This is a genomic window from Williamsia sp. z34, from assembly GCF_059553395.1.
On sequence record NZ_JCANWW010000008.1, the window covers coordinates 78778 to 98394 of the forward strand.

19 protein-coding genes are annotated in these 19617 nt (G+C 65.5%); 13 read left to right on the top strand and 6 right to left on the bottom strand.

What is annotated here, in order from left to right; translation table 11 throughout:
• The 11 genes from AC51GT_RS19520 to AC51GT_RS19570 all read left to right on the top strand — a co-directional run bounded on the left by AC51GT_RS19520 (position 1) and on the right by AC51GT_RS19570 (position 13015).
• Complete coding sequence (locus AC51GT_RS19520; protein WP_496326714.1) at positions 1-939, top strand: 4-(cytidine 5'-diphospho)-2-C-methyl-D-erythritol kinase; 939 nt, start codon at positions 1-3, stop codon at positions 937-939.
• A complete protein-coding gene (locus AC51GT_RS19525) occupies positions 936-2753 on the top strand; it encodes an ABC-F family ATP-binding cassette domain-containing protein (protein WP_496329855.1) in 1818 nt (605 codons plus the stop codon). The genes AC51GT_RS19520 and AC51GT_RS19525 overlap by 4 nt, the downstream gene beginning before the upstream one ends.
• Positions 2754-2767: 14 nt before the next feature.
• Complete coding sequence (locus AC51GT_RS19530) at positions 2768-3769, top strand: enoyl-CoA hydratase/isomerase family protein (RefSeq protein WP_496326716.1); 1002 nt, start codon at positions 2768-2770, stop codon at positions 3767-3769.
• Positions 3770-3873: 104 nt separating this feature from the next.
• The gene (locus tag AC51GT_RS19535) at positions 3874-4248 is read left to right on the top strand and encodes a hypothetical protein (protein WP_496329856.1); all 375 of its coding nucleotides are present in this window, start codon (positions 3874-3876) and stop codon (positions 4246-4248) included.
• Positions 4245-4934: an ArsR/SmtB family transcription factor gene (locus tag AC51GT_RS19540; protein ID WP_496329857.1), complete on the top strand. Its 690-nt coding sequence runs from the start codon at positions 4245-4247 to the stop codon at positions 4932-4934. Before AC51GT_RS19535 ends, AC51GT_RS19540 begins: the two co-directional genes overlap by 4 nt.
• Positions 4935-5439: 505 nt before the next feature.
• Positions 5440-6087, top strand: coding sequence for a transglycosylase SLT domain-containing protein (locus AC51GT_RS19545; RefSeq protein ID WP_496329858.1), 648 nt, complete (start codon positions 5440-5442; stop codon positions 6085-6087).
• A gap of 794 nt (positions 6088-6881) precedes the next feature.
• A complete protein-coding gene (locus AC51GT_RS19550) occupies positions 6882-7496 on the top strand; it encodes a transglycosylase SLT domain-containing protein (RefSeq protein WP_496329859.1) in 615 nt (204 codons plus the stop codon).
• 211 nt (positions 7497-7707) lie between these two features.
• Entirely contained in the window at positions 7708-8346 is a 639-nt protein-coding gene (locus AC51GT_RS19555) for a TetR/AcrR family transcriptional regulator (RefSeq protein ID WP_496329860.1), read from the top strand.
• A 44-nt stretch (positions 8347-8390) separates the two neighbouring features.
• A complete protein-coding gene (locus AC51GT_RS19560) occupies positions 8391-9635 on the top strand; it encodes an alanine racemase (protein WP_496329960.1) in 1245 nt (414 codons plus the stop codon).
• Positions 9632-10948 (top strand): D-arabinono-1,4-lactone oxidase, encoded by a 1317-nt coding sequence (locus tag AC51GT_RS19565; protein WP_496329861.1) that lies wholly within the window; start codon positions 9632-9634, stop codon positions 10946-10948. Before AC51GT_RS19560 ends, AC51GT_RS19565 begins: the two co-directional genes overlap by 4 nt.
• A gap of 15 nt (positions 10949-10963) precedes the next feature.
• Positions 10964-13015, top strand: coding sequence for a neutral/alkaline ceramidase (locus AC51GT_RS19570; protein WP_496329862.1), 2052 nt, complete (start codon positions 10964-10966; stop codon positions 13013-13015).
• A 31-nt stretch (positions 13016-13046) separates the two neighbouring features.
• Here AC51GT_RS19570 and AC51GT_RS19575 read toward each other — a convergent pair whose 3' ends face one another.
• The gene (locus AC51GT_RS19575; RefSeq protein WP_496329863.1) at positions 13047-13685 is read right to left on the bottom strand and encodes a hypothetical protein; all 639 of its coding nucleotides are present in this window, start codon (positions 13683-13685) and stop codon (positions 13047-13049) included.
• Positions 13685-15334: a peptide chain release factor 3 gene (locus tag AC51GT_RS19580; RefSeq protein ID WP_496326725.1), complete on the bottom strand. Its 1650-nt coding sequence runs from the start codon at positions 15332-15334 to the stop codon at positions 13685-13687. Before AC51GT_RS19580 ends, AC51GT_RS19575 begins: the two co-directional genes overlap by 1 nt.
• Before the next feature lie 25 nt (positions 15335-15359).
• Between AC51GT_RS19580 and AC51GT_RS19585 the strand changes: the two genes are divergently transcribed.
• Complete coding sequence (locus AC51GT_RS19585) at positions 15360-15620, top strand: hypothetical protein (RefSeq protein ID WP_496329864.1); 261 nt, start codon at positions 15360-15362, stop codon at positions 15618-15620.
• On the opposite strand, the gene AC51GT_RS19590 is transcribed toward AC51GT_RS19585, so the two are convergent.
• The 3 genes from AC51GT_RS19590 to AC51GT_RS19600 all read right to left on the bottom strand — a co-directional run bounded on the left by AC51GT_RS19590 (position 15575) and on the right by AC51GT_RS19600 (position 17866).
• Positions 15575-16591, bottom strand: coding sequence for a beta-ketoacyl-ACP synthase III (locus AC51GT_RS19590; protein ID WP_496326727.1), 1017 nt, complete (start codon positions 16589-16591; stop codon positions 15575-15577). The two genes, AC51GT_RS19585 and AC51GT_RS19590, sit on opposite strands and share 46 nt — an antisense overlap.
• 97 nt (positions 16592-16688) lie before the next feature.
• Positions 16689-17264, bottom strand: coding sequence for an aminoacyl-tRNA hydrolase (gene pth, locus AC51GT_RS19595; protein ID WP_496326728.1), 576 nt, complete (start codon positions 17262-17264; stop codon positions 16689-16691).
• Positions 17261-17866, bottom strand: coding sequence for a TetR/AcrR family transcriptional regulator (locus tag AC51GT_RS19600; RefSeq protein WP_496329865.1), 606 nt, complete (start codon positions 17864-17866; stop codon positions 17261-17263). The genes pth and AC51GT_RS19600 overlap by 4 nt, the downstream gene beginning before the upstream one ends.
• 82 nt (positions 17867-17948) lie before the next feature.
• Between AC51GT_RS19600 and AC51GT_RS19605 the strand changes: the two genes are divergently transcribed.
• Positions 17949-18938, top strand: coding sequence for a DMT family transporter (locus AC51GT_RS19605; protein WP_496329866.1), 990 nt, complete (start codon positions 17949-17951; stop codon positions 18936-18938).
• 3 nt (positions 18939-18941) lie between these two features.
• Here AC51GT_RS19605 and AC51GT_RS19610 read toward each other — a convergent pair whose 3' ends face one another.
• Positions 18942-19562, bottom strand: coding sequence for a 50S ribosomal protein L25/general stress protein Ctc (locus AC51GT_RS19610; RefSeq protein WP_496326731.1), 621 nt, complete (start codon positions 19560-19562; stop codon positions 18942-18944).
• Positions 19563-19617: the final 55 nt, after the last annotated feature.

Below are 19617 nucleotides of genomic sequence, written 5' to 3' on the forward strand. Positions count from 1 at the left end.
GTGTTGTCTGTTGTCCCACGTCCCGTCACGGTTCGGGTACCCGCAAAGGTGAATCTGCACCTGGGCGTCGGTCTGCCCCGCCGTGATGGCTATCACGAATTGACGACCGTGTTCCAGGCGCTGTCACTGTCGGACACCGTCACGGTGGCCCCGGCCGACAACCTCTCGATCGTTGTCACCGGAGACAGCGCCGCCGAGGTCCCGGTCGACTCGACCAACCTGGCGTGGCGGGCCGCCGAGTTGATGTCGCGGGCGGCCGGCCGGCCACCCGAGGTGACGATCACGATCAACAAGGGCATCCCGGTCGCCGGGGGTATGGCCGGTGGTTCGGCCGATGCCGCCGGCACACTGCTGGCGCTGTCCCGGCTGTGGCGCCTGGAGATCGACCGCGCCACCATGACATCCCTCGCCGCCGAATTGGGAAGCGACGTACCGTTTTCCCTGCGCGGTGGCACCGCGCTCGGCACCGGCCGCGGCGAGAAGCTCAACACCGTCCTGTCCCGCGGTGAGTACCACTGGGTGCTGGCCGTCGCCAAAGAAGGTCTGAGCACCGCGCAGGTGTACCGCGAACTGGACCGGTTGCGCGAGACGAACGAGTCCGCCGACGACACCGGCACCTATACCGAATCTCCCGACGAGCTCCTGCAGGCGCTCGCATCGGGTGACCCACAGAGAGTTGCAACATTGCTACACAACGACATGCAACCGGCAGCGCTGTCCATGCGCCCGGCTCTGCGCCGAACACTGCGCGCCGGTGTCGACGCCGGGGCCCTCTCCGGAATCATCTCCGGGTCGGGACCGACGTGCGCGTTCCTGTGCGCCGATGAGGCCGCCGCGGTGGCCACCGCGGCCGAGTTGTCCGGCGCGGGTGTGTGTCGCGCGGTCCGTACCGCCTCCGGCCCGGTCGGCGGCGCACGAGTGATCGAGGCAGCACTGTGACCGCACCAGGAAAACGTCAGGGCACCAACCTGATCTCCGTCGAGAAGATCAGCAAGTCGTTCGGCATCAAGCCGCTGCTCGAATCGGTCAGTCTCGGCGTCCAGGAGGGCGACCGCATCGGAGTGGTCGGGCTCAACGGCGGCGGCAAGACGACGATGCTCGAGATCCTGGCCGGGATCGAGCCGCCCGACGAGGGCCGCGTGGCCCGCGCCACCGGGTTGCGGATGGCGGTGGTGACCCAGCGTGGACACCTTCCTCCCGAGCAGACCATCGGGCAGATCGTTCTCGGACCACTCGGGGTCGCCGAACACGAATGGGCCGGCGATGCCCGCATCCGGTCGGTCCTGGCCGGTATCGGCATCGGCGAATTGGGGCTCGATACCCTCGTCACCGACCTGTCCGGTGGACAGCGGCGCCGGGTGGCGCTGGCGGCCGCGCTGGTGCAAGATCTGGATCTGCTGATCTTGGACGAGCCCACCAACCACCTCGACCTCGAGGGCATCGCCTGGCTCGGTCAGCATCTGGTCAACCGGCGCAGCGCGCTCGTCGTGGTGACCCACGACCGCTGGTTCCTCGACACGGTCGCGACCACCACCTGGGAAGTGCAGAACGGCAAGGTCGAGAGCTATGAAGGTGGCTACAACGACTGGGTCTATGCCCGCGCGGAACGGACCCGGCTCTCCGATGTCGCCGAAGAACGTCGACAGAACCTGGCGCGTAAAGAACTTGCCTGGCTCCGTCGTGGGCCGCCGGCCCGGACGTCCAAGCCGAAGTACCGGATCCAGGCTGCCGAGAAACTGATCGCCGATGTGCCACCGCCGCGAGATTCGGTGGCGCTGGCCAGTTTCGCCAAACGACGTCTGGGCAAGGTGGTCATCGAACTCGAGGACGCCAAGCTCACGACCCCCGACGGCCGCGTGCTGATCGACGACCTGACCTGGCGTCTGGCGCCGGGCGAGCGCATCGGTCTCGTCGGTGTCAACGGCTCGGGCAAGTCGACACTGCTACGGACCCTGGCCGGTGAATTGCCGCCGGCCGCCGGTCGTCGCATCGAAGGGCAGACGGTCTCGATCGGCTGGCTGCGTCAGGAACTCGACGACCTACCGGTCGACATGCGGGTGATCGAGGCCGTCGAAGATGTTGCCGGACATATCGAATTGGGCGGCAAGGACGTCTCGGCCGGGCAGCTGGCCGAGCGTCTGGGATTCAGTCCGGCCCGGCAGCGCACACCGGTCGGCGACCTCTCCGGTGGTGAGCGTCGACGGCTGCAGCTCACGCGCGTGTTGATGGCACAACCGAACGTGCTGTTGCTCGACGAGCCCACCAACGACCTCGACATCGACACACTGCAGCAACTCGAGGATCTTCTCGACAACTGGGCGGGGACGCTGGTGGTGATCAGTCACGACCGTTTCCTGATCGAGCGGATCTGTGAGAGCACCTGGGCTCTGTTCGGTGACGGTAAACTCACCAACCTGCCCGGTGGCATCGAGCAGTATCTGACGAAACTCTCCAACGGTCCGGCCGCTGCCTCGGCCGTTCAGTCGTCGGGACCGGCCAAGGCTGCCGCTTCGGCCGGCGGCGGTCCCGCCAAAGGCTCTGGCGCTGAGCGTGACATGGAGAAGGCTCTCAAGAAGGTCGAACGTCAGGTGCAGCGTCTGGTCAAACAGGAGGCCGAGTTGCACGACAAGCTCGCCGACGCGGCCACCTCACCGGATCAGCTGATTGCCTTGGGCATCGAACTGAAATCTGTGGTGGCGCAACGTGAAGCGGCTGAAGAGTCGTGGATGGAACTCGCCGAAGCAATCGGCTGACAAGGAGATCATCGGTGTCGTTCATCCGTACGCAGGTCGGCAATGGTGTCGGCGAGATCGTCTTGGATCGCCCCAAGGCCCTCAACGCGCTGGATCAGACGATGGTCGACGACATGTTCAGGGTCCTGTCGGATTGGGCGGACAATCCCGAGATCGAGACGGTCCTGGTCACCTCGTCGAACGATCGGGCGTTCTGTGCCGGCGGTGACATCCGGGCGATCCGCGATGCGGTGCTGGCCGAGGACTTCGCCGCCGTGACAAGGTATTTCAGCGCGGAGTACGAACTCGATCAGCTGGTGGCGGATTTTCCGAAGCCCTATGTGGCATTGATCGACGGACCCGCGCTCGGCGGTGGTCTGGGCATCAGCGTGCACGGTGAGATCCGGGTGGTCAGCGAGAAGGCAATGATCGCGATGCCGGAAACGGCAATCGGATTCATGCCCGATGTCGGTTCGACATATTTTCTGCCGCGGCTGCCGGCGGGTGTGGGGCTGTGGATGGGATTGACCGGCGCGCGTGTGCACGGGGCGGATGCGGTGGCCGTCGGCCTGGCGACCCACTATGTTCCCAGTGCCAAGTTCGGTGACCTCGCCGATGACATCCGGTCGGGAATGTCACTGTCGCAGGCATTGTCGGGCCGGACCGAAAAGGTCTCCACGACGGAACTGCCGCTGGCGAAGATCGCCGAGTACTTCAGTGATGATCCGGTCGCGGCGATCGTCGGCGGTCTGCGCGGCGCCGTCGGTGATGACTGGGCAGCGCAGACCGTCGCCCAACTCGACGCCGCATCACCGACAAGCCTGGTGGTGACCGCTGCATTGATCGAACTCGGTGGGCGTTCGACGCTCGACGAATGTCTCGAGCGCGAGCTACATGCCGCCGAGCAGATCACCCGGACACCTGACTTCGCCGAGGGCGTACGGGCGGTTCTGGTCGACAAGGACCGGAATCCGACGTTCAGTCCGGCCGCGTTGGCCGACGTGGACCTCGAGGTCGTCACCCGCATCATCGGCTGACACCGCGCCGATCCTTCGGCGATCAACGAAGTGATCCGGCTCTAGTGTCGAGTGATGACCGCACACACCGATCTGGTCCTCGAACCAGTGATCGAGGTGCCGTGATGTTCGATATCGAGATCGCGGCGCCGCACGGCGCCGACTCCCTCGCCCGAATCGGCCGCACGCTCGGGGACGCGGGTGTGGGGCTCGAAGGCGGGGGTATGTGGTCGGGCGTGGCGCACTACCTCGTCGCCGATGCGAACGCAGCGCTACGAGCGCTCGCTGCCGGAGGCGTCGGAACGGGCATTGCCCGGGAAGTGGTACTGGCAGACCTGGACGCCGACGTCCCCGGAGCCCTCGGGAGAATGACGCAGCAACTCACCGCCGCCGGGATTGCCCTGCTCGGCCAGTACAGCGACCACGACAATCGCAAGGTCCTGATCGTCGACGACGCGGCGGCCGCTCGCGCTGCGCTCGGAGAAGGGCGCCGCGCGTGAGTGGCGAGCCGGACATCGCGGTGCCGGCCCGGGCTTTGGGCGACCCCGCGCGAGGCCGCATCGTGACGGCATTACTGGGTGATCGTGCGATTCCGGCGGGTGATCTTGCCCGCGTGGCCGGTGTCTCGGCGTCCACGGCGAGCGAACACCTGCGCGTTCTACTCGACAGCGGCATCGTGGTCGTTGAACAGCATGGCCGCAATCGTCTCTTTCGGCTCGCCGGCAGCGACGTCTCGCATGCGATCGAAGCGCTCCAGGCGATCGCGCCACGATCGCAGGTGCATTCCCTGCGCCAACATCGGGTCTCCGAAGAGCTCCGGGTGGCCAGAACCTGCTACGACCACCTGGCCGGAGACCTCGGCTTGAGAATCGCCGACGTGTTGATCCGTTCCGGAGTTGTGGCCGAACTGGTAATCGGGCAGCCTTCACCTCCGCCGGAGCCGTTCCCGCGCGGACCTGTCGCGGCAGCGTTCGGCATCCGGCCTCCGGTGGGCTCGCGCCCGTGGGCCAGGGGCTGTTTGGACTGGACCGGTCGACGTGCTCATGCCGCCGGTCAGGTCGGCGTACAAGTCCTCGGTGCGCTGGAGTCCCAGAGTTGGGTCACGCGCCGACCGAACCGCCGGGCTGTTCGCGTCACCGACGTCGGCGAGGCAGGCCTTCGAGAACTCGAATCGGCGCTCGACTGATCCGCTCCGTAACATTTTGGCGTCTTCGGGCGTGTCGTAGTCGAATATCCTTGTGAAACTCCTCACGGTGGGGTAAAGGGACAAAACCGCAGCGTAGACGGTATTTTTGCATACGTCGGCGGGCGCAAAAAATACTTTGCAGGCCTTGTCAGGCCGCTTTTTACTGGACTTTTTCGGGTTCGTATACCAATCTGTTATCAACCAGTTACGCAGATGCAACGTCTGCAGGACGAGAAGGTTGGTGATCATGCGGATTCATCCCGCATGCGCAATCCGAGGTCTCGCTGGGCGCCTGGAGGCTGAGACCGCCACCCGGGCTGTGTAGCGAGTCTCGTCTGGACCCTGACCAGACGGGTCGGATGCGACATGCGCCAGGGCGCCAGCGCCCCTGGTTTCACAAATCCATCGACAGCAATGACCCACATCGCCGCGAGTGTGACCGCACCTGGCGAGGTTGTCTGCTGCCCGCCGTCAGTCGGCCGAATCAAATCTAGGAATCAGTTACATGTTCGCTTTTTCGAAGTTGCTCCAGGATGCCCGGAGCGGCGCATCGCACACGCACGCCCGCTACGTCGGTGGCGCCGCCACGCTGGCGATTGCCGCCACGCTCACGGCCGGGGCGTTCATCACCGATGAGCCCGCCAGCGCCGACACGGCCGCGGTCACGAAGTCTGCCACCGAAACGGCCGTCGTCGAGACGACGACCGAGACCGAGACCGAAGCCGCGGTCGCCGCCCCGGTCGAGCCCGCAGTCGTGGAGCCCGTACCTGCTGCCGCCGAGCCCGCACCCGAGCCGGTTGCGGCGCCGGAGCCACCCCCGGCCCCGGTTTACGAGAACAACCTCGACGGCTGGATCCGTCAGTCACTCGACATCCTGGCCGCGAAGAACATCCCGGCGAGCTACGACGGGATCATGCGCAACATCATGCGTGAATCGACCGGTAACCCGGCCGCCATCAACCTGTGGGACTCGAATGCCGCGGCCGGCATCCCGTCCAAGGGCCTGCTTCAGGTGATCGACCCGACCTACGCGGCCTACCACGTCGAGGGCACCGTGTTCGACATCTGGGATCCGGTCTCGAACATCGTCGCGGCCTGCAACTATGCCGCACACAAGTACGGCTCGATGGACAACGTCAACGGCGCATACTGAGGCCGGCTGACGGGTCCGCCGTCCCTCTGAGCAGTAACCCCCCAGCGCTCCGCCTGTACGAAGACTCTCCGCAATTCCTGTGGAGGGCCCCGTACAGCGGGGCGTTCGTGGTTTCTGAGGTAGCGCGTTCGGTCGACGGGACCAGGCTCACAGTCCCCGCACCCGTTCATTGTGCGGCGATCATCGTCCAAATCGACCTGTGAGACGCGGATTCAGTCGGTCGCGGAACTATAACCATTGCGCGGCATTGTGGGCTTTTCATACCCGTATGTCGTCAATTAATCATGTGAGACCTGTCACGAGGGTGTTTCGGCGAATTCGCAACGCACACCGCTTTTTTGGGGAACACGAGGGCCGCAGAAGGTGCCTCGCAGACCTGACTTAACGAGTCTTTCTCAGATTTTTCTCAGGTTTGGATACCAATCTGTTATCGGAGCGAAATGCAGACGTGATGTCTGCCGCATGAGAAGGATGAATAGCCATGCCCATGCACCTCGCATGCGCAATCCGGGGTCCTGCCACGGCCATCGGGGCTCACATCGCCACGTGGTCGCCGCCGTGATCCTCGGCCGTACCCGATAGTCGGTTGGCTCGATTGCGCTATGCGCCCGGGACACCAACGCCCCCTGTTTTGACAAACCGATCGACAGCGTTGGCCGACATCACCGTGAGTGCCACTGCGTTCTGGAGGCCTTCTGCTGCCTGCCGAATCACACCAGGAACCCGGTTAAATGTTTGATCTATCTAAGTTTTATATATCCAAGTTTAATATCTCTAGGTTTGATATCTCGACGTTGGTCCGGCGTGCCCGGGTCGGCGCATCACGTTCACGCGTCCGCTACGTCGGTGGCGTCGTCACGGTGGCGATCGCGGCGACGCTTGTCACCGGGGCGATCGTCACCGACGAACCGGCCGGCGCCGACCAACCCGTCGCGGCGGCCAGGACTGCTGCCGAGGCCGCGATCGCAGCGCCGACCGAGACCGAGGCGCCTGCTGCTGCCGAGGCCCCGGTGGAGGAGGCGCCGGTGGTCGAGGAGCCGGCCCCTGAGGCGGTTGTCGCCCCGGAAGCGCCGCCGGCCCCGGTGTACGAGGACAACCTCGATGGCTGGATCCGTGAGGCACTCGACATCCTGGCCGCACACAACATCCCGGCGAGTTATGACGGGATCATGCGCAACATCATGCGTGAGTCGACCGGTAATCCGCAGGCCATCAATCTCTGGGACTCGAACGCCGCGGCCGGTATCCCGTCCAAGGGCCTGCTGCAGGTGATCGACCCGACCTACGCCGCCTACCACGTGGAGGGCACCGTGTACGACATCTGGGATCCGGTCTCCAATATCGTCGCTGCCTGCAACTATGCGGCCGACAAGTACGGTTCGATCGACAACGTCTACGGTCCTTACTGAGCCTCCGGGATGGCTCTGACCCCTCCGGGCCGTAGTGGATTACCCTCATCGCTCTGCCTGTACGAATTCTCCGCAATTCATGTGGAGGGCCCCGTGCAGGCGGGGCGTTCATGGTTTCTGCGGTAGCGCGTTCGGTCGAATTCGCCTACCCTCGCACGCAACAGTGGGTCGTTTGACCCACATCGGGCAGGCGGGGGACTGCGTGGCACGGATGTCTGTGGAGGTGCGGCGTGACCTGCTGGTGCGCGCTGCGTTCCGGGTCATCGCCGATCATGGGGTGGAGGCCGCGACGACCCGCCGGATCAGTGCGGAGGCGCGGATGTCGCTGGCCAGCTTCCACTACGCGTTCGAGTCGCGGGATGAGCTGCTCGCCGAGCTGGTTGCGCGGGGCACCTCCGACGAACTGGCAACGCTCACCGCACCGCTGGGCCCGCCGGACACCGCGGGGGCGCTCGACACGGATGACTGGAAGTTGCCGAACGACATCGGCGCGCTGATCAGGGCCGGTCTGATGTCGTACCTGGAGAGCGTCGTCGCCGATCCCGGCCGGGAAGCGGCGATGATCACGCTCGGCCAGTACGCCCGACGAACCGGCGGCCTCGAACACTTCGCCACCCGCCTGTACACCCGGTACTACGAAATCGCTCAGGTGTCACTGGAGGCCGCGGCCACCGCGATGGGCGCCACCTGGGCCACTGATCCGGAGTATCTGGCGCCGCTGGTGGTGGCCGCCACAGACGGTCTGACACTGGCCTATCTCAACACCGGCGATCGTGAGGTCGCCGAACGCATCATCGACGCGACCGTTGCCGCCCTCCTGGGCCACCTGACAGATCCGTCCGCATCATGAACGTCGACGTGAGCATTCCGGACCTGGATCTGGCCACCTCGACCATGCGGCCCGATTGGCCGTGGGCGGCCGATCCGGAATCGTATTGGGGTGCAATAGATTCAGCGGTCCGGGATCACGGGGACCCGGATGGTCCGGTTGCGGTGCTGGAGTTGACGGCACTGCGGCACAATCTGGCAGATCTGCGGTCGCGGGCCGCGGGTGTGCCCATTCGCGTCGCCTCCAAGTCGCTGCGGATCAGGTCGGTGATCGAGCAGATCCTGGCGGTGGACGGATTCGCCGGTGTGCTCGCATACGATGTGGCCGAAGCGCATTGGCTGGCGACAGCCGGTGACGTCGCCGATGTACTCGTCGGATATCCCAGTAGTGGTCGGCACGCGATCGCACGCCTGGCGGCCGACCCGGTCGCCGCGCAGCGGGTCACGCTGCTGGTCGATTCGGTGGCCCAGCTCGACCTCATCGAAGCGGCCAGAACTCGCTCGGGCCTGCCCGGAGCCGCCGGCCCGCTGCGGATCGCCATCGACCTCGACGCCTCGTACAGAGCACCCTTGCTCGGACATGTCGGCGTGCGCAGGTCCCCGATCCGGACGGTCACCGAGGCGGTCGACCTGGCCACCGAGATCGTCAACCGCTCCGGGATGACGTTGGTCGGCCTGATGTCGTACGAGGCGCAGGTGGCCGGTGTCGGCAACGAGATCGTCGGGAAGCGGTTGCGTAACAACCTCATCTGCGACATGCAGCGCCGTTCGATGGAGGAGCTGGTCGGCCGCCGAGGTGAGGTCGTCGCGGCGATCAGGCAGATCGCCGACCTCGAGTTCGTGAACGCCGGTGGTACCGGTTCGATAGAAGTCACCGCCGCCGATCTGTCGGTGACCGATATCGCCGCCGGAAGCGGCTTCTTCGGTGGGCACCTGTTCGACACCTATGCCCATTTCAAACCCGCGCCGGCGATGGCGTTCGGTCTGTCGGTGGTCCGGATCCCCAGCCGCAGCATGGTGACCTGCCTCGGTGGGGGATGGATCGCGTCGGGTTCGCCGGGGCAAGACCGGCTTCCGCTGCCGGTCTGGCCTCCTGGTCTGAGCTATCTGCCCCGAGAGGCCGCCGGCGAGGTGCAGACGCCGCTGCGTGGTAAGTCTGCGCAGACGCTGTCGGTGGGAGACCGGGTGTGGTTGCGGCACACCAAGTCCGGTGAACTCAGTGAACATGTGAACACGGTTTTGGTGGTCGACCACGGCGTGGTCATCGGCGAGATGCCGACGTACCGCGGCGAAGGGAAGTCGTTTCTGTGAGCGGGCCCCTGGTCTGGCGCAATTGGGGCGGTACAGAATCGGCGATTCCCGAACGGGTTGTCCGGCCCTGCGGTCGCGACGAGATCGCCGCGGTGGTCGCGCAGGCCCGCGCGGACGGGTCGACGGTCAAGCCGGTCGGGTCGGGTCACAGCTTCAGCGCGGTCGCGGTGGCACCGGGCATTCAGCTGGACATGTCGGCGATGTGCGGTCTGGTCGCTGTGGACACCGAATCGATGCAGGTGACCCTGCAGGCCGGGACAACACTGCAGCAGATCCCGGGACTACTGGCGCCGCACGGGTTGGCCATGGCGAACCTCGGAGATGTCGATGCGCAGACGATCTCTGGCGCCACCTCCACCGGAACACACGGAACGGGGGTGCGATTCGGCGGCATCAGTACCCAGATCGTCGGGTTGACGTTGGTGACAGGTACCGGGGACGTGCGCACGCTGGGTTCCGATGAGCCGCGGTTGTTGTCCGCCGCAGCACTCGGTCTCGGCGCGCTGGGTGTGATCACCGAGATCACGCTGCAGTGCGTTCCGGCGTTCGCCCTGCAGGCAACCGAACGGCCGGAGCCCGTGGACAAGGTCCTCGAGACATTTCTGGACCACGTCGAAACACATGATCATCACGAGTTCTTCTGGTTTCCGCACACCGGATATGCGCTGACCAAGACGAACACCCGGATGCCGATCGACACCCCGCGGTCAGGTCCTGGGAAGCTGCGGCGCTATGTCGACGACGATCTGGTCAGCAATCACCTGTTCGGGGCCATGTGCGCGCTCGGTGCCAGGTTCCCCGCGGTGGTGCCGAAGTTCAATTCCCTGGCCGGCAACGTCCTGTCGGCGCGCACGTACACCGATACCTCGACCGCGGTGTTCGTCTCGGCGCGCAACGTCAGGTTCCGGGAGATGGAATATGCGATACCGCTCGAGCGGGTTCCGCAGGCACTCGGCGAGATTCGCCGAGTGATCGAGGCCCGCGGCTACCGGGTCAGCTTCCCGGTCGAGGTCCGCGCGGCGGCCGCCGACGATCTGATGTTGTCCACCGCGTCCGGGCGCAAGAGTGGCTACATCGCCGTCCACCGCTATCACGGCGACCTGCAGGACCGGTACTTCGACGACGTCGAACAGATCATGGTCGCCCACGGTGGTCGGCCGCACTGGGGGAAGATGCACACGCAGAGCAGTGCATATCTCCGCTCGGTCTATCCGAGGTTTGATGAATTCCTTTCGGTGCGAGAAGAACTCGACCCGGGTGGTGTCTTCGAGAATCCATATCTGGCGTCGGTTTTCGGAAGCGGCGATCAATAACGAACAGGGGCGGGTATGAGCGGTCTAGGACCACGGTTGTCGAGGCGACAGATGCTCGGCACCATGGCGGCGGGCACGGTGGTCGCGGGGGCGGGCAGTACATTCGGCGCGGTCGGTGCCGGTTCGGCCGGAGCCGATCCGGCCGGTGGATACCTGGTCGGGGCCGGGCGGGCCGACATGACCGGCGCCGTGGCCGGACAGGGCATGATGGGTTATTCGCAACCGGCGCAGGTCGCCGAAGGTCTGCACATGCGTTACTGGTCAAGGGCTTACATCATCGTCGACAACGCGACGGGTAACCGGGTCGTCTTTGTCACCGCCGACTCGGCCTGTCTGTTCGAATCGATCCATTTCGGGGTGCTGGCGAAGCTGAGGTCACGGTTCGGTTCGCTCTACACAGAGTCGAACGTCAATCTCAATGCCACCCATAATCACAACTCGTGCGGCGGGACGGCGTGGGACTACGCCTATTCCCTGGCGGCGTTCGGATTCAAGAAGAACTCATACCAGGCCGAGGTCGACGGTATCTACGATTCGATCTGCCGAGCCCATGATTCGCTGGCGCCGGGGTCGATCAGCCTGGGCCGCAGCGAACTCCACAACGCCAGCGCGCAACGGTCCCGGACGGCCTTCGACCTCAACCCAGACCCCGACAAGCGCGTGTTCCCCGACGGCATCGATCCGGCGGTCACGGTGCTCCGGCTCACCCAGGGCGGCAACGACATCGGCGTCATCACCTGGTTCTCCACCCATGGCACGTCGATGGCCGATCACAACAAGTTGATCACCGTCGACAACAAGGGATACGCCAGTCATCGGTGGGAGCACGATGATCCGGGTGTGGTCGCGGCGTTTCCCAAAACCAACGCCGGCGATATGACACCCAACCTGAATCTGGTGCCGTTCTCGCCGTCCGGTCCCACCAAGGACAACCGGGCCAACTGCGCGATCATCGGTGAACGGCAGTATCAAGCCGGCCGGCAGGCGTATTCCGCCGCGTCCGGAATGACAAGGTCCGGTGTCGAATCGGTGATCCAGTACGTGGATTTCTCCGATGTCGCCATCGACGGTTCGTACACGCCCGACGGCAAACCCGCCCGAACCTCCCCGGCGATGATGGGGGCCGGTGCGGTGGCCACGAGCACCGAGGACAACTACGAGCAACCGTTGCCGTTCTTCTATGAGGGGCAGGTCAATCCGCTGGTCGCGGCGGTCGGTGGCCTCGACGCCCCGATCTCACCGTGGATTCGGGATGTGCAGGCGCCCAAACTGATCGCTGCACCACTGGGGTTGCTCCCACCGGCGCCGTGGATTCCGCAGGTGATGCCGATCCAGATCATGCGGATCGGTGATCTGGTACTGGCCGCGGCGCCGGCGGAGTTCACGATCGTCTCGGGCCTACGGGTCCGGCAGATCGTCGCCGCTGCGCTACGGGTTTTGCTCGACGATGTTCTGCTGCAGGGTTATGCCAACGGATACAGCCAATACGTGACCACGCCCGAAGAGTATGTGGCGCAACACTATGAAGGCGGTGAGACACAGTTCGGCCGGTGGACGTTGCCGGCGTACATGCAGAGTTTCGACAAATTGGCCGGTGCGCTGGCCGCCGGTACACCACCGCCGCGTGGTCCGGCGCCGCTGAACAAGTCGGGATTTCAGCCGGATCTGGTGCCGGCGCCGCCGCCGGACGCGCCGGTGGCCGGCCGCAGGTACGGGGATGTGCTCAAGGCGCCGAAGTCCGGATATCGTGCGGGCCAGACGGTGTCGGTTGAGTTTGTCGGGGCGCATCCGAACAACAACCTGCGCCGCGCCGATACCTACACGGTGGTCGAGCAGTGGATCGACGGGACCTGGCAGCGAGTATTCGATGACAACGCGTGGTCGACGGAACTGCGGTGGTCGCGGCCACCGGGAAGTCTCGACGCCTCCGTGATCACCGTCCTGTGGAACACGAATGCCGGAACAACGGGCCGGTACCGGATCCGGTACCAGGGGGACCATCGCACCGGTGACGGAAAGGTCCACGGCTTCACGGGCACCTCCCCGGCGTTCGACGTCACGGCCTGAGTTGTGACGATCGTTCCGTGGCTTGGAGTTGTCACGGCTCGGTGGCGAACCAACCCGTGATCGAGGCGATGGGCAGAGGCGCTGACGTCGACGGTTCGGTTGCGGGGTCGTCCAGTGGCGCAAGGGGATTGCCGAACACCGCGGTGGCGGTGGGGCAGGAGAACGAGCCGGCGACACCGGCGCTCGACAGCGCGGTGAGATCCATGCTGCAACCCTCGCCCTGATAGGTGGTTCCACCGATCGACACGGCCACCTTGGCGACGACCTTGGTGCGCTGGGTGAGGTCGCCGACGGCCATGTCGATGGTCACGCCATCCGAACCCGGACCCTTGAACAGGAACAGCAGACTGTCGATGGGCACGGCCGGGTCGGCGTTGCCCCACCGTGGATAGCTGTGGCAGCGGGCGTCCCGACCCGGCGCCGTCACCGAGACCGTGGCCGAGCCCGAATCGAAGGCAAACCCTTCCAAGGTGTGATCAACGGGACCGCGGGGCGAGGACTCCTGGCACCGCGCCGCCGCCACTTCGGCGCTCACCGTGGGCGATGCGGCCGACGCCGGGGTCGATGATGTCGCGGTGGCATCGGCGGGTCGGGACCCGTCACTGCAGCCGGACAGGATCGCGGCGGCGGTGACGAGTCCGGCGGCCAGGACGGAAGCCGACCGTGGCATCAATCTGCCGCCGCCACCAACGGTTCCAGGGTGAGGTCGGCGTGTTCCTTCTCGATGTACTGCAGGCGCCACTTGTCGCTGACGAGCGCAAGCAGCGCACCGTCGCTACGGGTGAAGACCTCGACGCCGCGCTGGCGGTTCAGTTCGTCGACGCTGGTCTCGTCGGTACGGCGCGCCAGCGTGTACGGCAGCGGCTCGAAGCGTGCCTCGATACCGAACTCGGTCTTCATCCGGGCCGCGACGACCTCGAACTGCATGGGTCCGACGGCCGCGAGTACCGGAGCCGCGTCGCCGCGGATCTCGTTGCGCAGGACCTGGACCACACCTTCGGAATCGAGTTGGTCGATCGCCTTGCGGAACTGCTTGTACTTGCCTGCCGACTCGGCCCGGCACACCGAGAAGTGTTCGGGCGCGAACGACGGGATCGGCGGGAACTGCACCTTGACGTCGGTGTACAGGGTGTCGCCGGGTGCCAGCGCCATCGCGTTGACCAGTCCGACGACATCACCGGGGTAGGCGGTGTCGACCGTCGAGCGGTCGCGGCCGAACACGGCCTGGGCGTACTTCGTGGCGAAGGGTTTACCGGTCTGGGCGTGGGTGACGACCATTCCGCGGTCGAACACGCCGGACACAATGCGCATGTATGCCAGGCGATCTCGGTGCGACGAGTCCATGCCGGCCTGCACCTTGAAGACGACGGCGCTGAACGGATCGGTGACCTCGCGGACGGTGCCGTCGATCGCTGCGCGACCCTGGGGCGGGGGAGCGAGCTCGACCAGCGCCTGAAGTAGCTGCCGCACACCGAAGTTGAGCATCGCGGAGGCGAAGATCATCGGTGAGGTCTGTCCGGCCAGGAACAGCTCCTGGTCGTGGTCCTGGCCCATCTCGGAGAGCAGTTCGCTCTCCTCGACGGCGGTCGCCCACTCTTCGCCCTCCTTGGCCAGCGCGGCGTCGGCGTCCAGAAGCTCTTCGGGGGCGATGGTGGCGCCGCCCGCGGTCCGGGTGAAGTGGATGTACTCGCCGGTGCGCCGGTCGAGCAAGCCACGGAAATCTCCGGCGATACCGACCGGGAAGTACAGGGGCGTGGGGGTCAGGCCGATGCGCTCGGTGATCTCGTCGATGAGTTCGAGCGGGGTCTGGCCCGGGCGGTCCCATTTGTTGATGATGGTGATGATCGGGATGCCGCGGTGGCGACAGACCTGGAAGAGCTTGAGTGTCTGCGGCTCGAGGCCCTTGGCGGCGTCGATCAACATGACCGCGGCGTCGACGGCCGTCAGGACGCGGTAGGTGTCCTCGGAGAAGTCGGCGTGACCGGGGGTGTCGACCAGGTTGATCACGTTCACCTCGTCCACGTCGCCACCTTCGAGGCGATAGTTGAACTGCAGTGCCGTCGAGCTCACCGAGATACCGCGCTGCTTTTCCATCTCCATCCAGTCGGAGACGGTGGAGCGGCGGCCGGCCTTGCCGTGGATGGCACCGGCCTCACTGATCATCCGGGCATGCAGCGCCAGCGCCTCGGTCATCGTCGACTTACCGGCGTCGGGGTGGGAGATGATCGCGAAAGTGCGGCGACGCGCCACCTCGCGGGCCAAAGCGGCCCGACTGGTTGCAGAACCGGTACCGGACGACGTGCTGACTTCAGAACTCACGAGGAAAGGCTACAGACCTCGCCCTATGCAGGACCAATCGCACATCCCCGCCACCCCCGTCGAGCGTGCCGAACCGACCGTCGAGCGTGCCGAACCGACCGTCGAGCGTGCCGAACCGACCGTCGAGCGTGCCGAACCTCGCTTGGTGCCGGGATCGACGTGCATTTTCGGCACGGCCGACGGTGATCAACGCACGGTCGACGGTGTTATGGGCACGGTCGACGGGGGTGAGGTGGGGGACTACTCGAAGGGGACGGGCGGGAGTTTGACCACCTGGGCGGCGTAGCTCAGGCCGGCGCCGTAGCCGAGCAGCAGTGCGGTGTCACCGGGCTTGGCCTTACCGGTGGAGAGCAGGTCTTCCATCGCCAGCGGGATCGAGGCAGCAGAGGTGTTACCGGTGTGTTCGATGTCGTTGGCGACCACGGCACCCTCGCGCAGTTTGAGGCCGCGCGCGAGCAGCTCATTGATCCGAGAGTTGGCCTGGTGCGGTACGAACACGTCGAGTTCTTGGGCGTCGATCTTGGCGGCCTCGAGGGCGCGTTGGGCGACCTTGCCCATCTCGAACGCGGCCCAGCGGAAGACGCTGGTGCCCTCCATGCGCAGGTACGGTCGCTGTTTGCGGTCGCCTTCGAGGAAGGTCAGCCAGTCGATGTCCTGGCGGATGGCGTCGTACTGCGAACCGTCGCTGCCCCAGACCACCGGGCCGACGCCCTGTTCTTTGGTGGCGCCCAGCACGACTGCACCGGCTCCGTCGCCGAAGATGAAGCAGTTGCCGCGGTCGGTCATGTCCAGAGCCACGGACAGCTGCTCGGAGCCGATCACCAGGACAGTCGAGGCGCTGCCGCTGCGGATCATGTCTGCGCCGATGCCCATGGCGTACCCGAAGCCGGCGCAGCCGACGGTCACGTCGAAGGCCGGGACGCCGTTGGCACCGAGGGCGGTGGCGACCGCGGTGGCCGCGCCCGGGGTGAGCAGCAGGTGGGTGTTGGTGGCCACGATCACCGCGTCGATGTCGGACCCGCTCAGCAGCGCGTTGGCAATGGCCTTACGGCCCGAGTCGATGGACATCGTGGTGACGGATTCGTCGGGCGCGCAGAAGCGACGGCTCTTGATTCCGGTGCGGGTGTAGATCCACTCATCGCTGGAATCGATGTGTTCGCAGATCTCCTCGTTGGTGACCACCCGAGCAGGTCGGTAGGCGCCGATGCCGAGAATCCCGACGTTGTTGATTCCGGTCTGGTCAGCGATGACTGGCATTCGATTCCTCTTCTCAGTGCGGGCTTGATCTGTGTTTCGGCCGCAGGTGGTGCTCACAACAGGCTAGTTCAAACCCAGGTCGACGACGGAGGTCGCCTCACCAGGCGTGGACGCGGTTCTGTGCGTCTTCCAGGCTGTACTCAATCAGCAACTCGATCGCGTCGGTGGCATTTTCAAGCAGGAGGGGTACTTCGGCGCGTTCGGTGCTGGAGAACGGTTTGAGAACGAAGTCGGCGGGATCTTGCCGCCCGGGAGGACGACCGACACCCAGACGTACCCGCAGGTAATCCTTGGTTCCCAGGGCCTGCGAGATCGACCGCAACCCGTTGTGACCACCCTCGCCGCCACCGCGTTTGAGCCGGACCGCACCGAAGTCGATGTCGAGCTCGTCGTGGACCACGATCAGTGATTGTGGTGGTGCCGAATAAAAGGCGGCCAGCGGGCCGACCTGGCGTCCGGATTCGTTCATGAAGCAGGTGGGCTTGGCCAGGACCACCGGTTTTCCGGCCAGACGGCCGACGGCCACGGCTGCACCGGACTTCTTGTGGACCTTGAACTTCTCACCGAGCTTGCCGGCCAGATGGTCGATGGCCATCGCGCCCACATTGTGGCGCGTCTTCTCATAGCGGCTGCCGGGATTGCCCAGCCCGACAATCACGATGGGATCTGTCACCGGGCCATTCTGTCATCCGGTTTCAGAAGGACCTCGGCGGTCCGGCGTGCCAGCGCCGAGGCATCGCTCTGGGCGCCCGCGGTCCGGGCGACGATGCTGCCCTCATGGAGCAGTGTCAGTTGTCCGGCCAGGACGTCCGGCTCGGCGTAACCCCCTGCGGTGCAGATGTATTCGAACAGATCCCGCACCCATGACTTCTCCTCGACGATCACCGCGACGCCGGGATGCTCGGTGCCGCCGAGCTCGGCATAGGCGTTGATGAAGCCGCAGCCGCGGACCCAGTTGTCCATCCACTGATCGGTCGCGTCGAACACCGCGAGTGCCTGGTCGCGGCCGGGGGACTGTTCGGCGATGACATCGAGCACCAGGGACCGCCACCGCAGACTCCGGCGACGGAGATACGCGACGATGAGCCCGTCCTTGGACCCGAATCGGTCATAGATCGTCTTCTTGGTGGTACCGGCGGCCTCCGCGATCGATTCGACCCCGACCGCGTGGATTCCGCGGCCATAGAACAGCGTCCCGGCGGCGGTGAGAATACGGTCGGCGGCCGGTGTCATCGGCGGCTCGATCGGCAGCTGTAGTGCGGCGACGGTGGTCATGGGGTGTCTCCGATCCCGGTCCGGCAGCGATCTGGGCGAAACTACACTGCAAGTATACCGACCGGTGTGTTTACCTAGCCGCATGGTTAAAGCGTCCATCCTGTTGGTCCTCACGTGGAGCTCCGGGTACCTCGGTGCCGAGCTCGGCGCCAGGTACTCGTCGTGGCACATGCTGCTCGCCTGCCGGTTCTTGGTCGCAGGGGTGCTGCTCGTCGGGTTCTGTGTCGTCATGAACCGGACTTACCGGAGACGAAGCGAAGCGGAGGTCAATCCGTGGCGGGTGACGCCCAGGGGGATGGCTCGGCAGGCCGGCCTGGGTGTGGTGATGCAGGGCATGTATCTCAGTGCGATCTGCGCGGCCGTCCAGGCCGGTCTCAGTGCCGGGATCACCGCCCTGATCTGTTCGCTGCAGCCGTTGGTGGTCGCGGCCTGTGCATTCCCGCTTCTCGGAGAGCGGATCGGTCGACGGGAGTGGGGTGGTCTCGTCGTCGGCATAGCGGGCGTGGGGTTGGTTGTCGGGGGGAAGCTGAACACGGGCGGCGCGCCGTGGTGGGCTTTTCTGCTGTGCGTCTTCGGGATGTTGGCGCTGTCCGGGGGAACGCTGGCGCAACGAATACTGAAAGCGCCCGAGCCGATGGCGGTGGCGCTGGCCGTTCAGTGCACGGTGGGCGCAGTCATGTTCTGGTCTGTGAATGTGGTTGCGGGCGAGCTGGTTCCGCCGGTCACCGTCGAGTTCGCCGGGTCGGTCATCTGGGTCGTCGCACTGTCGACGTTCGGCGGCTGGGGTGCCTACATGTGGGTGAACCGACAGGCCGGGCCTGTGCTGTCGAGCACTTTGCTGCTGCTGGTTCCGCCGACGACGATGTTGATCGGCTGGCCGATGTTCGGTGACGCATTCGGACACTGGGAGGTCACCGGAGTGGCGGTCAGCGCGCTGGGCGTGGCGATCAAACTGCTCGGGGCGAGCGGCAAGCGGGAGGCGGGCGAAAAAACTCCGGCCCGCAACACCGAAGTGTGCGGGCCGGAGAAGGTGCAGACAGCGTCAGGGCTGTCGCAGACCGGGCGGGAGTGATCCCTACTCTTCCGGAGCTGCTTCGGCGGCTGCTTCCGCGGCATCCTCGGCGTCGGTCGTGGTGTCGGCGGTCTGCGACTCGTTGACGGCAACGATCAGCGTCTCGGGGTCGGAGATCAGCGTGACACCCTCGGGCAGTTCGATGTCGCCGGCGGTGATGGTGCTGCCGGCGCCGAGGCCCTCGACGGAGATGGTGAGGTGCTCGGGGATCGACAGTGCGTCGGCCTCGATCTCGATGCTGCTGGCATCGTTGGTGACCAGGCTGCCGGGGATGGCGTCGCCTTCGACGACGATCGCGACCTCGACCTGGACCTTTTCGCCCTTGCGGACGACGACGAAGTCGGTGTGCTCGATGTAGTTGCGGATCGGGTGAACGTCGACCTGCTTGGGCAGGGCCAGCTGCAGTTCGCCGTCGATGTCGAGCTCGATGATGGCGTTGAGGCCGTTGTTACGCAGGATGGCTGCGAACTCGCGGGCCGGGACGCTCAGGTGCTTGGGGTCGGTGCCGTGGCCGTACAGAACGGCGGGGACGTTGCCGGCGCGACGTGCGCGACGAGCGGCACCCTTGCCTTTTTCGGTGCGGATGGTGACAGCAAGCTTGCTGGCGGTATTGGCGGTTGCCATGAGATGACTCCTCGTTCGGGTACTGGAATACGGGCCCGACAAGAAACCGAGACAG

Excerpts from the sequence above, each read along its gene's own strand:
- AC51GT_RS19575 (WP_496329863.1), bottom strand. The coding sequence starts at position 13,685 with ATGCCACGGTCGGCTTCCGTCCTGGCCGCCGGACTCGTCACCGCCGCC.
- AC51GT_RS19545 (WP_496329858.1), top strand. The coding sequence starts at position 5,440 with ATGTTCGCTTTTTCGAAGTTGCTCCAGGATGCCCGGAGCGGCGCATCG.
- AC51GT_RS19600 (WP_496329865.1), bottom strand. The coding sequence starts at position 17,866 with ATGACCACCGTCGCCGCACTACAGCTGCCGATCGAGCCGCCGATGACA.
- AC51GT_RS19605 (WP_496329866.1), top strand. The coding sequence starts at position 17,949 with ATGGTTAAAGCGTCCATCCTGTTGGTCCTCACGTGGAGCTCCGGGTAC.
- AC51GT_RS19590 (WP_496326727.1), bottom strand. The coding sequence starts at position 16,591 with ATGCCAGTCATCGCTGACCAGACCGGAATCAACAACGTCGGGATTCTC.
- AC51GT_RS19535 (WP_496329856.1), top strand. The coding sequence starts at position 3,874 with ATGTTCGATATCGAGATCGCGGCGCCGCACGGCGCCGACTCCCTCGCC.
- AC51GT_RS19560 (WP_496329960.1), top strand. The coding sequence starts at position 8,391 with ATGCGGCCCGATTGGCCGTGGGCGGCCGATCCGGAATCGTATTGGGGT.
- AC51GT_RS19555 (WP_496329860.1), top strand. The coding sequence starts at position 7,708 with ATGTCTGTGGAGGTGCGGCGTGACCTGCTGGTGCGCGCTGCGTTCCGG.
- AC51GT_RS19570 (WP_496329862.1), top strand. The coding sequence starts at position 10,964 with ATGAGCGGTCTAGGACCACGGTTGTCGAGGCGACAGATGCTCGGCACC.
- AC51GT_RS19585 (WP_496329864.1), top strand. The coding sequence starts at position 15,360 with ATGCAGGACCAATCGCACATCCCCGCCACCCCCGTCGAGCGTGCCGAA.
- AC51GT_RS19610 (WP_496326731.1), bottom strand. The coding sequence starts at position 19,562 with ATGGCAACCGCCAATACCGCCAGCAAGCTTGCTGTCACCATCCGCACC.